The sequence below is a fragment of the Paenibacillus sp. IHBB 10380 genome, assembly GCF_000949425.1.
In the GTDB taxonomy this organism is placed as follows: Bacteria; Bacillota; Bacilli; order Paenibacillales; family Paenibacillaceae; genus Paenibacillus_AQ.
The window spans coordinates 2,540,576-2,552,161 of the sequence record NZ_CP010976.1; the positions used below are offsets into that span (position 1 = coordinate 2,540,576).

11 protein-coding genes and 1 pseudogene are annotated in these 11,586 nt (G+C 40.0%); 6 read left to right on the forward strand and 6 right to left on the reverse strand.

Annotation, left to right across the window (positions count from 1 at the left end; all coding sequences use genetic code 11):
- Window positions 1-19: 19 nt before the first annotated feature.
- The gene (locus tag UB51_RS10955) at window positions 20-1,210 is read right to left on the reverse strand and encodes an AI-2E family transporter (RefSeq protein ID WP_445322376.1); all 1,191 of its coding nucleotides are present in this window, start codon (window positions 1,208-1,210) and stop codon (window positions 20-22) included.
- Window positions 1,211-1,298: 88 nt separating this feature from the next.
- On the opposite strand from UB51_RS10955, the gene UB51_RS28245 reads away from it, so the two are divergent.
- The 4 genes from UB51_RS28245 (at window position 1,299) to UB51_RS10970 (ending at window position 5,276) form a co-directional block, all read left to right on the forward strand.
- On the forward strand, window positions 1,299-1,436 hold the full coding sequence (locus tag UB51_RS28245) for a hypothetical protein (RefSeq protein ID WP_160297257.1): 138 nt from the start codon (window positions 1,299-1,301) through the stop codon (window positions 1,434-1,436).
- A gap of 116 nt (window positions 1,437-1,552) precedes the next feature.
- A complete protein-coding gene (locus tag UB51_RS10960) occupies window positions 1,553-2,647 on the forward strand; it encodes an endospore germination permease (protein ID WP_044877330.1) in 1,095 nt (364 codons plus the stop codon).
- Complete coding sequence (locus tag UB51_RS10965) at window positions 2,644-4,128, forward strand: spore germination protein (RefSeq protein ID WP_234405606.1); 1,485 nt, start codon at window positions 2,644-2,646, stop codon at window positions 4,126-4,128. The genes UB51_RS10960 and UB51_RS10965 overlap by 4 nt, the downstream gene beginning before the upstream one ends.
- Window positions 4,125-5,276, forward strand: coding sequence for a Ger(x)C family spore germination protein (locus UB51_RS10970; RefSeq protein ID WP_044877331.1), 1,152 nt, complete (start codon window positions 4,125-4,127; stop codon window positions 5,274-5,276). The genes UB51_RS10965 and UB51_RS10970 overlap by 4 nt, the downstream gene beginning before the upstream one ends.
- 744 nt (window positions 5,277-6,020) lie before the next feature.
- Here UB51_RS10970 and UB51_RS10975 read toward each other — a convergent pair.
- Window positions 6,021-6,380, reverse strand: coding sequence for an MmcQ/YjbR family DNA-binding protein (locus tag UB51_RS10975; RefSeq protein WP_044877332.1), 360 nt, complete (start codon window positions 6,378-6,380; stop codon window positions 6,021-6,023).
- Window positions 6,381-6,802: 422 nt separating this feature from the next.
- Here UB51_RS10975 and UB51_RS10980 point away from each other — a divergent pair.
- Window positions 6,803-7,093 (forward strand): annotated as a pseudogene (locus UB51_RS10980) (IS110 family transposase); the annotation flags it as partial.
- A gap of 221 nt (window positions 7,094-7,314) precedes the next feature.
- On the opposite strand, the gene UB51_RS10985 reads toward UB51_RS10980, so the two are convergent.
- From UB51_RS10985 to UB51_RS11000, 4 genes are all read right to left on the reverse strand, one after another.
- Entirely contained in the window at window positions 7,315-7,884 is a 570-nt protein-coding gene (locus tag UB51_RS10985; RefSeq protein ID WP_044877334.1) for an SF0329 family protein, read from the reverse strand.
- Between the two features lie 291 nt (window positions 7,885-8,175).
- Window positions 8,176-8,424: an ATP-binding protein gene (locus tag UB51_RS29695; RefSeq protein ID WP_044877335.1), complete on the reverse strand. Its 249-nt coding sequence runs from the start codon at window positions 8,422-8,424 to the stop codon at window positions 8,176-8,178.
- Window positions 8,425-8,577: 153 nt separating this feature from the next.
- Window positions 8,578-9,834 (reverse strand): sugar efflux transporter, encoded by a 1,257-nt coding sequence (locus tag UB51_RS10995; RefSeq protein WP_044877336.1) that lies wholly within the window; start codon window positions 9,832-9,834, stop codon window positions 8,578-8,580.
- Window positions 9,835-9,980: 146 nt separating this feature from the next.
- Window positions 9,981-10,388, reverse strand: coding sequence for an IS3 family transposase (locus tag UB51_RS11000; protein ID WP_052675863.1), 408 nt, complete (start codon window positions 10,386-10,388; stop codon window positions 9,981-9,983).
- A 176-nt stretch (window positions 10,389-10,564) separates the two neighbouring features.
- Between UB51_RS11000 and UB51_RS11005 the strand changes: the two genes are divergently transcribed.
- On the forward strand, window positions 10,565-11,383 hold the full coding sequence (locus tag UB51_RS11005) for a hypothetical protein (protein ID WP_144406999.1): 819 nt from the start codon (window positions 10,565-10,567) through the stop codon (window positions 11,381-11,383).
- The last annotated feature ends 203 nt before the right edge of the window (window positions 11,384-11,586 follow it).

Sequence of the window (11,586 nt, forward strand, 5' to 3'; positions counted from 1 at the left end):
GATGGTTGATGCTATCTTCTCAAGACTCTTTCATGACGATTTCTTCAGTCTTCACTTCGTCCACTATAACGTCAGGATCAGATTCATACAATTCCGACGATTCTTTGAACCATTGGAAGATGTTCATGACAAGTACTTTAAGTATCGCATAGCCGGGAACCGCTAATATGATTCCAACCAATCCAAAAATTTTACCAGAAACTAAGATCACAAAAATAATGGTAATCGGATGAATTTTCAATGTCTTCCCCATAATCTGCGGAGAGATAAACTTTCCTTCAATAAGCTGAACGATAGTCCACACAATAATCATCTTAACTAGCATAAATGGTGAAGTTACTAGTGCAACAATAATCGCAGGTGCAATAGCAATCGTAGGTCCCAAGTAAGGAACCATGCTAGTACAAGCTGCAATGATTGCAAGAACGACAGAATAATCAAGCCCAATTATAAGGTATCCAATATAGAGAAGTATTCCGATACAGAAGCTTACAATAATCTGTCCACGGATATATGAACTGATCTGATGGCTCATTTCGGTCATCACTTTATGGGTGCGCGAACGATATTTCACGGGAAGAAAGTGTAATATGAAATCAGGTAATTTCTTACCATCTTTCAGTAAATATACTAGAATAAACGGTGCAATAATAAAAGCAAGTACAAATTCTGTTACTGCTCCTACTACGTTACCAATTCCCTTAAATGTACTATTAAAGAATGTGGCTACTTTAGCTGAAATATCTTTAGTAAAATCTAGGATGTTAAAGCCGACATTTTGCTGTATTTGTGAGAATAAATCACTCCCAAACCAACTCTCGAATAAATCTTGTGCCTCTTTACTATACGAGGGAAAGTTCTCGATCAAGCCCATAATTTGCTCACGCACGATCGGAACAATCTCAACAACTAGAATCGTGACCAGACCCATGATAAGGACATAGACACATAGTATGGAATAACCTCTCTTCACCTTATAACGTTCCAATAAATCTACAATAGGATTCAGTAAATAATAGGCTACCGTAGCTATAATAATAGGCACGGATACCGTAGCTAATATAATTTTGAGTGGTTTAAATACAAATGAAACTTTGGTAAATACCAGAATAATTAAACCTATCATCAATAGCACAAATAAGAACGTAATGTGTTTCTGTTGAAGTAGCAACCTTGATCGCTTCTTCATCCCGTTAGGTGATTGATTCATCGACATTATCATATCCTTCTCAAGTTTATAGAATCAATTATAACTTATATGTTCCAATAGATTCCACTCCTTGGGTGTCACCAACGCTTTGGATAATTACCACTATACATTCGAAAGACAACGCTATGCGTATGACATCGTACAGAATATTAACGATTTCACCTACACCGGAGATCCGCTGAATAATGAAGTTATCACAACACCATTTACACAAGGAGAAATCTGACCAGCTAAGCGATTGTTTCTTATCTTCTTTCTTTGTAGATTACATATAAATTGAATTTTGAGGTAATCCTATAGATCACAGAAAGATAATGCTATAAGAATGAAGGTGATCCATGGATGGGCATTTCAATAGGAAAAATCAGTATTGTACAGACCATTATGATTCTGATGTTAAGTAACGGACTGATGACACACGTCATCATCAATCCTATGCTCCTCGATGCTTCAGGTAGAGATTCTTGGATTTCCATCGTGGTGTCCTTTATTATTTTCATACCTTGGTTCGTCTTACTAGTAGTGTTTATGAGAAAGTCAGGACAACAGAAACTGTTCCCATGGCTTATTTCGCGAACCAATCCAATCATCGCCTGGATACTCATCATTCCGATCTGTATACAACTTTATTTAATTGGTGGAACAACCGTATTTCATACAACAACATGGACTTTTACCAACTATCTACCCTCTACGCCAAAGCTGGTATTAGTAGTGGTCTTAGTTATTGTGTGCTTGTACTGTGCTAAGTTAGGCATTACCTCCATTGCAATAGTTTCTGGGATACTCCTTCCTTTTGTCGTTCTACTTGGTATTTTTGTGAGTATAGCGAATACGCCTCAGAAAGATTACGCACGATTGACACCCATGTTAGAACATGGATGGGGACCTGTATTTAACGGCTTAGTGTATATTGGGGGAGGTGTTACGGAGTTACTGCTTATTGTAGTCCTACAACACCATTTAAAATCCAAGATTCGCATGTGGCAACTCCTTTTAATTGGAACTATCTTAACTTTTATTTCATTAGGACCGATTATTGGAGCCATCACTGAATTCGGTCCAATAGAGGCATCTAAACAGTATCAATCCCCCTATGAACAATGGCGTCTTGTGAGACTCGGAGAATATATTGAACATATCGACTTTTTATCTGTGTTTCAATGGTTAGCCGGGGCAACGATTCGAATAAGTCTTGTACAGTATCTACTTGCGGATTTACTACCCTTTAAGAATCAAGTTATGAGGACTCGATTTCTTCTGCTCATTGCGACAAGTTACATTCTTTTGTCTTTGTTACCTATTAGTCAAAATGATTTCTATCTATGGGCGTACGAACTATATGTTCCTGCGACCTTATGTATAAGCGTGTTACTCACTTTATTTTTTCTGTATATTTCTATATTCACTAAACCGACAAAGGAGGGTTCCACTTGAACAATCATTCGGTCGAAGAAACGGAAGTACACTGGACTCCTCAAACACTAAAAGACATGTTCAAGCAATCAGACGATATACACATTTTCGTTCATCAATACGATGAGTCTCCATCTTCAACAGTGGTCCTAATATATAGTGATGGAACGATAGACTCTAGCCTAATAAGCCGTACCGTATTGCCTGAACTTCACGCATTGTATCGAGAGAATGAAGAATTCGTTCTTCATAATGGGTTAATGTTTGGATCTTTACAACTTGAACCTCTTCAGAATAAGGCTTCTGAAGAGACCCTCTATGAGGTCATATTTGAGGGTTCTCTTGTGCTTTTTTTTCCACAACTCAATACATTCTTAACCGTGAACATCAGTCAGATTCCCGGTAGAACGCCCGAAGAATCAAGCACGGAAATTTCTATTAAAGGTCCTAAGGATGGTTTTGTAGAGAGTATTGTTGTTAATGTTGCGCTCATTCGCAAACGAATTCGCAGTAAATCACTTTGTTATGATAAATTAATTCTAGGCAAAAGAACCAAAACGAAGGTAGGTTTACTCTATTTTCAAGATATCATTTCTCCTAAGATTCTGGCGGAAATTAAGCGAAGATTAGATAAGATTGATGTGGATGGCATCGCGGGTGTCGGTCATCTAGAGGAGATCCTAACCGATTCAAAGTACTCTCTTTTTCCATTACTTGATTTCACGGGTCGTCCGGACTTCGCGGTTAATTGTTTACTGAATGGAAGATTTGTCATCATTATTGATGGGAGTCCGATGGTACTGATTGGACCGGGAACATTCACTTTACTCTTGAAATCACCCGAGGATCTACATTTTAGTTATTATTATGTTTCATTTGTTCGACTCATTCGTGCGTTAAGTTTCTTATTATCTATTATACTTCCAGGACTATGGGTAGCATTAACTGCATATCACCCGGATCAGATTCCCTACTCTTTAATGGCGACTATTTCTAGTTCAAGGTTTGGACTTCCATTCTCATCACCAGTGGAAATGTTCTTACTTATCATTCTCCTTGAGATCTTTCGTGAAGCTGGGGTCCGATTACCGAGTTCAATTGGACAGACCTTAACGGTCATTGGTGGGCTAATCATAGGAGATGCTTCTATTCGTGCAGGTCTAGTATCTCCCTCTGTCGTCGTTGTTGGAGCGGTTACCGCTGTATGTGGGGTGACATTGGTTAATCAGACCCTAAGTTCAGTTGTTAGTATTGTGAGACTTGGATTATTTATGATGTCTTCTTTTCTGGGGATGTATGGTCTGGTCATGGGAGTGATCCTTCTCGTTATTTATATGTCAAGGTTGCAAACATTCGGAATCCCTTACCTATCCCCCCTTTCACCTCCTATTTTTAAAGATATAGCCAAGACTCTAATACGTTTGCCTTGGATCAAAATAATCCACAGACCACAAGATTTAAAAACCATAGACTCTGATCATCAAGGGGAAGATCCAACATGATATCACTAAGAAGGCTCTTCGGCATTGTTATTTCCCTGGCACTATTATCAGGTTGCTGGGATTCTAAAGAAATTCAGAACATAGCTTATGTCACTGCTCTGGGTTTTGACTATGTTGACGGAAAGTATAAAGCTTATGCACAGGTTCTCAATTTCTCCAATATTGCGAAGAACGATGCGCTGGAAATAGGGAAAGTTGTGCCTGCGTGGATTGGACAAGGGGAAGGTAAGACGGTTACTGAATCCATGAGTTCGCTCTATGCCACCTCGCAAGAAAGAGTGTTATGGGGCCACGTCAGAACCATTATCTATAGCGAAAATTTGTTGAAGCAAACTAAAATTCAAAATATCTATTCTGCAGTCAATCGCTATCGAGAAATAAGATATAACATTCTAATGTATGGTACGAAAGAGCCTATAACCAAAATATTTGCACAGAAATCCTTGCTAAATTACTCTCCGATCGAGTCCATTTTGAGCACACCGGAACAAGTTTACTCTCAGTTATCTTTTATTAAACCCGTCTATGGGTATGAAGTTATTGCGGATTCAAACGAAGGTGGTGGGTCTTGTATGCTGCCATCCCTTGCAATTGACAATGAAACGTGGCTAGAAGATGAGAAGAAGAAATCGATGCTCAAAATAAATGGGGCATATATGTTAAATAATCACAAATTAGCAGGATGGCTATCAGTTGAAGATCTGAAGGGTTCTCGCTGGCTGGACCGAGATCTAGAACGAACACTCACAAATGTTCCAGATACAGGTGATCCCGTGGCAACTGTGGTATTAATCAATCCCCACAATGCCATAACTCCGATAATCGAAGACGGAAAAGTACACTATGACGTTAAAATTACTGTACGAGCATATCTGGATGAATTGATTGAATCTATATCTGAGCCCAATTTAGAAAAGGAAACAGCTAAAGTTCTCGTCTCACAAATCAGAAATACCTTTACTAAGGGTCTGACTATTAAAAGTGACGTGTTAAATTTGGAGGACTCCCTTTATCGATCCAATCCTCATAGATGGCATGAACTACATCAAGGGAAGAAAGATGCATTCCTGTTAACAAAAGATTCTTTGCATGATGTCGAAGTTAAAGTCCATTTCATCCACAGTGGCAAATATAAATCAAAGATTTAACATTCACTCTTTCTTAATGCAGCCAGAAAAGGTGCTTATAGCTGAAGAATTCCTACTAGTGAATTCCCTAAATGTGGCACCTATCGCGAATAGTGATGTCACTTCCCCACCATGGAATCCTGCTCTAACGTAACTGATGTGAAGAGCAGCTTCCCAAGGAAAGCGAAAGGATGAACGCTGTCCTCGAAGGACTGCGTTATTTGTGTTACATTAAGTAATGTTTGCTCGATTTTTCTGATCATTTAAATTGAAAAATGAGGGGATATTTTTCTCGTTAATTCCGTAGGTAAGCCTATTCACTTATGAAAACCCCGGTTCACGGTACGTTTATCGTCTCTTTTCTTGCATAAGTAATTCGATGATTTTCGTCAAAATCCTTATGATAACAGGAAGTTATATCAAATAGCTTACGCTGATTTGATAAGTGCTAAGATACACTAATAATTAATCAGTATTGTTTTGATTATATAACATTAATAATAAAATGGCTCGCGCCTACAATATAAACAAAATGACAACAGTTCTTAATTAACGCATCCGTGACAGGCAAGGGGATAGTTAGATTATTTATCTAAGCATCGAGTGATTGAAGAGACTTACATCGGTCTTGTCCATAACCTCAAGATGATAAATGCTACTGTCCTTTATAGTATAAATAAACGCCAAGCCATGAATCATTACCGGCTTGGCGTTTATTTTCGTTGAAATGTTGCCGTCCTGATCGGTTGTTACACCATTAATCAGTTAGTTCATTTCCGGTATAGATTCTCGGAGGCTCTTAGGAAGATTTTTGACAACCATATCGTAAGAGTGGTCAATCAATACAAAGACATCCGACTCTGGCAAGGAACCATCCATTGTAATCGTATTCCAGTGTTTTTTGTTCATGTGGTACCCTGGTCGAATGTTCTCATGTTGCTCTCTCAAATTTTCCGCAATCACCGGGTCACATTTTAGGTTTAAGTAAGAATAATCCCCTTTGTTCTCAAAAATAAGCGCGAACATTTTACCTGCAATTTTGATCACCAATGGATCGGGTCCGAAGGGATAATTCTTAGTCGCTCCTTTCTTCTTTAAACAGTATTCAATTATACTATTCTTCAATTCAATACCTCGCCTTCTCCGATAACAACAAATTCCTTATGGCTTGTATATCATTATTATAACTGAATGTAGTCCAACCATTCCTGCCGCCGATGATGCTGGCAGCCTGTTCTCATTGCACTATCGTGTCCCGTCGTATTATGAGGTTAGCCAGTTTTTACTGGTTAACCTCATAATATTAAGTGGGTCTAATAACGGTAGCCGGGGTTGATCGATCGTATCCCTGGGATAACATCCCGTCGCTAAAACTGTTCGCCCCTTACTTGTAGAAACCATGTTTTGGCTGGTTGAGACCTAGATCTCGCATCACGTGCGATGCTGTGGAACTGCAATAGATGTCATAGGGGTTACCGGCAACCATACAATCAGAGAGGATGAGAATCATATGAATCCAGTTATTGGTCTGGATATCTCAAAAGGTAAAAGCGAAGAAATCTAGTCTACGTAAGGTGAAAACAGACGCAGTGGATGCCTACCAGCTCTGTGAACTGTATTACAAAGAAGAGTTCGAGGTTCACAAACAGAGCGGCATTCAACTCTTGAATCTTCGTCTTCTAACAAGGCAATTTGAGTCCATCACGGATATGTATGTTCAAGCAAAGTTGCAATTCCAAGCCGTCTTAGATCAAGTCTTTCCGGATTATAGAGGTATCTTTGGAGACCTCTATTCTAAAATTCCACTGCTTTCGCTAAAGAAATTTTCTACATCCGAGATTACTATAAAGGCCGGAGAAGCCAAACTTTTATGAACCCTCCTTAATAGGAAATATTTAACTAAGTAGTTCTTTAGACTTATTCCACAATCCAACATAAAATCCCTTTATCCTACAATACTTCTACATCATTATACACCTCACCACCTACACAAAGCTGTCAGCAAGCGTATGGTCTCGTGAAAAAATCTCCCGATTGGAGGTGAAGGAGTTATTTATTTTCATAACGTACTAAGCCGTAGTTCATAAAAATACTGCACAATTGGATGCTTTAACTTCATCTTCTCGGTCATGTTTAAAATTCGCTTTTTACCAACTCGTCTGTCCACCAAAGCTAGAATATTCAATAAAATATCATTGCTCTCTAAGCTTTCTTCTATCGAAATAGATAAAAACTTAGTAGCTACAACGATAAAATTGGATTTACTTAATGATGTCTGTGCTGACACAAGCTCCTTAGCATATTCTGATATTTTTCTACTTCTTGCAATAACTTTTAGACGATCCTCCGGAACTGTCCCCTTGGTATCTATTCTGACCGCTTCAATTTCTTCATTTGTGATAGGAATTTGGATATCTGAATCATTCTTAATTTCCATCTCCGTTTGATACCATCTGATTAAGGTAGTTATATCACTCATATTGAGTACGTTCTTTTTATCTACCGCAATATAACAAATTCCTGCTTTATCAGGTAAATAACGGTAGCTAGTTGCACGGTATTCGACCCTTCCATATAACGCTGGACAGAGAAAACTCTCTAGTTGTTGCTTCAATTTGCTCCAGGACATGTTTCCTCCTATGTTCTATATTAATAATATTGATTGATGTAGTCTTTCTTTTATCCATAATACATTAACCAACACATCAATCATACTAAATACAAACAACCTTTCGTTTCTTAATTTTCTTCTGAATAGATTAATTCACGTAGTAGATCATGATCGTTTATAAAAGAAAGGCCCGCTTTCTCAGCAGACCTTGTTGAAACATTTACCTTTCAATGTCCCTCGCGATATATTACTACCACGCACTCCACATGATTTAAGTGGTTGACTCACGCTATATAGCACCATCGATACTTACCTGGATAAGCCCAATCCATTCCCCTCTTTCCGACGATCTCTGGCAAGATCTGCTTTAAAAAATTGATCAAAGATTCGTTCCTGTTCTTCCTTGGATATGGAGATTCCGTTATCATAGAACAGAACCTGCATGACCTCTCTAACTGCAAAATAGCTGTAGATTAGACCTATGACTATAGGAATGCCGAACATTTGCGCTATTGCGGCACACGGTGGGGTTTCGGGCGATATAGTGGTGCGTACCACTCACCACTTCGCTCCCTCTGAGCGGAACGCCCCAGTTGGGTTCGATCTCCGCTAAGTCCCCAATAAATGAAAAAGCGCAGTCTATACTCTCTATTGACCACACAAACAAAACAACACAACCAATATCAGGTCGCGTTGTTTTGTTTACAAGGGTTATGCACTTACAGACGAACTGGATCCGAACTGGACTCGTTTGGCTTTTACTAAAGCGAAGAGCATTATCATAGCAATAAAAGCAAAAATCGCACACCATAGATAGACGTTACGGTACCCGAACGCATCTGATAGTAAACCAAATAGCAGGAAACCGAGCAAGGAGCCAATTTTGCCTGTATTGGAATAGAGAGTCATTGCGGTACCGGGCATATCCGGTATGAAGTCCTGGAAGTAGGTAATAGCAATGCCACTTGTAATAGAAATGTATGCCGCGCTAAGTACCTGAATCGGAAATATATGCCATATATCTGTGGCGAAGAAGATGGTGCCGAAGTATGCAAAAGCGAGCAATGATCCTAGACGAATCAGGTGGTCGCTCTTGACCCGCAACGCCAAAATGCCAAACCCAAGCATAAAAGGAACTTCGAACACAGGCGGAATACTGAAAATGATACCAACATCCTTCTCTTCACCGTTCAATACTTTCGTTACGAATTGGGCCATGTTCAGCGAGCTGATCGTGTTCGCTGTTGAAATCAGTGTAAAGGCGATCAAATTAACAAATATAAACGGTTGGAAGATGACTTGCCGCAGAGGGATCGATGCTTGTGGTGGTTTTGGCTGTGCTATTTCTTCCTTAGATGTCTTTTTAAGAGAGAGCAGAACGATACCTACAACGATGATATAGCAGGCTGCTGCTACCAGGAACATCCCTTTGAAACCGAAATATAGCAGAACATAAGCCGCGATGGCAGGACCTACGGTCCAAGATAGGGCAAAAAGAACACGCAGTATGTTCATATAAAACGGAATCTCTTTGGCAGGTACCTTAGCCTTCACTAATATCTCCCGTCCGTAAGCAAAAATTTGTGAAAAGGTGGAGGTAGATATACCTAAAAATGTGGCAGAGATCGCGAGAAGCACATAATAGTTACGGGAATATGCATACCCGATATATCCGATCGCTCCAGCGAGAGCACAAATAACAAGAATCATCTTACGGTCAGATACACGGTCAGACAACTTTCCGATATAGGTGCTAAAGCCGACGCCGAAGAGCGTGGAGACCATCATAAACACACCAAACTCCGTATTGCTCATGCCGATTTCATCAATCCCGAACATGGAGCTGAACGGTAGTACAAATGAGAAAGCGATCCCAAGAAAAACATTTACCAGCAAAATGACCGAAAAACCATCAATGCCCATTACGGATTGTGTTCGTTTTCTAACTGCAGCTAAAAAGTTACTCATCCTATTCCCACTCTTTCCCTCTATGTATCTCGTATATTTCAATTAGTATATTTTATAGTATTAAATAGTTAATCGTAAAGAAGTTTTTTCCCAAGTTGAGTTATTATTTACAATTCGCGGGATATTTGAAAGATCTGACCTCTTCGCTACCAGTAGAGCGATAAGGTTTTGTAGGTTGAGGAGATAATGGAGAGGACAACTCTTTTGAAATCATCAATGTACGAATGCTTTCGAAGTTTTATGGTACTGCAATATCCGTCACTAGCTTTTGCGATCTGTGCAGGTTGCTCCGCTGTTTTACGTTTCTTTACTTTTACTCGGCATTGCAATTGCTCTCGTTGCATAATTCTCTGAACCCGTTTGTGATTAATTTGCTGCTCTAAACGGAGTAGTGCTGTAATTTTCCGATATCCATATCTGAATTTATATTGATTGCATAGCTCAAGTATTCTCTTCACGATATTGTACTCATTCATGTCTTTGTTTCTAGCTTTCCAACGGTAGTATGTTGAACGTGGAACTCCTAGCCATGCACAAGCCTGTGTAATGCTCATTCACCTCGAAAGGACTCTATACAAGCTACTACGAGTTCTGCTTCCACCTCCTTTCCAACTCCTTGTACTTTTTTATCACGTCCAACTGCTGCTTAAGATAACGATTTTCTAGTTTCGGCTTCACTTATTCCGAAGTAATTTCAGTACCTTTACCGTTTAGTGCTGTCGGCATTCTGATGGGTACACCTGTGAAGCCGTTTTGCTTGCCGTTGTTCATGAACCTGCAGGACGGCGTGAAGACCATTTTCAGCTGGAGTGAGCCTGCTGAACGGCAGAATTCCCATGTCGTGCAGATGATTGAGCAAGGCTTCGCGGCAGCTAAGGTATTTGGAAAAGCATTGCTCTTGCTGGATCGCTATTTTCTCGCAATTCCTACACTGGTGCGCCGCCTGAAAGCGTTAAATGCATCCGAAGATGTCCTCATGCATATCGTGACGAAAGCCAAGCTTAACGCTGTAGCCTATGAAAAGCCTTCTTCAACGACTCAAGGAAGAGGCAGACCATATAAAAAAGGAGAAAACATCAAGTTAAAATCCCTGTTCCAAGAACGGAAGGGAGAGTTTCAGACCGCCCAAGTCCTATTGTATGGCAAGGAGGAGACGGTTAAGTTCCTCTGCCTCGATTTGTTATGGGGACAAGGGCTGTATCAGGAATTGCGCTTTGTGCTGATCGTGATTAACGGTCGGTTCTCCATCTTGGTGAGCACGGATCTCACGTTGAAAGCGACAGATATCATCAGCCTATATGGACACCGTTCCAAGATTGAAGGTACCTTCCGAACGATGAAGCAGGTCATAGGTGGTTTCAGTTATCATTTCTGGAGCAAGTCCATGCCGAAGCTGAATCGCTACCTAAAGAAAGATGCCTCTCAGCCCATTGAGCAAGTAAATGATGAGTTGGACAAGGAAAACATCCGCTTAACGGTCAAAGCCATTGAAGGGTACGTTATGTGCAGTTGTATCGCAATGGGTCTGCTGCAATTGATCTTTCACTAAGATCACGTGGTCTGAACAACATATCGCCGCTTGCAAACTCATCCTCCTGCTCACTCGAAGGAAGAGGCCGAAGTAATAATCGAGTGGATGATGCAAGGTGGTTACAGAGGAAGTCAGTCGTTCACGTGTTGCTGTTGCCATCGGCATATAAATCCCCCTCTCAAAATGAGTGCAAAAAAGCCGCCAAAGCTTTAGCTGCGAGA

Excerpts from the sequence above, each read along its gene's own strand:
- UB51_RS10955 (WP_445322376.1), bottom strand. The coding sequence starts at position 1,210 with ATGAATCAATCACCTAACGGGATGAAGAAGCGATCAAGGTTGCTACTT.
- UB51_RS10960 (WP_044877330.1), top strand. The coding sequence starts at position 1,553 with ATGGGCATTTCAATAGGAAAAATCAGTATTGTACAGACCATTATGATT.
- UB51_RS10970 (WP_044877331.1), top strand. The coding sequence starts at position 4,125 with ATGATATCACTAAGAAGGCTCTTCGGCATTGTTATTTCCCTGGCACTA.
- UB51_RS10985 (WP_044877334.1), bottom strand. The coding sequence starts at position 7,884 with ATGTCCTGGAGCAAATTGAAGCAACAACTAGAGAGTTTTCTCTGTCCA.
- UB51_RS10995 (WP_044877336.1), bottom strand. The coding sequence starts at position 9,834 with ATGAGTAACTTTTTAGCTGCAGTTAGAAAACGAACACAATCCGTAATG.
- UB51_RS11000 (WP_052675863.1), bottom strand. The coding sequence starts at position 10,388 with ATGAGCATTACACAGGCTTGTGCATGGCTAGGAGTTCCACGTTCAACA.
- UB51_RS11005 (WP_144406999.1), top strand. The coding sequence starts at position 10,565 with ATGGGTACACCTGTGAAGCCGTTTTGCTTGCCGTTGTTCATGAACCTG.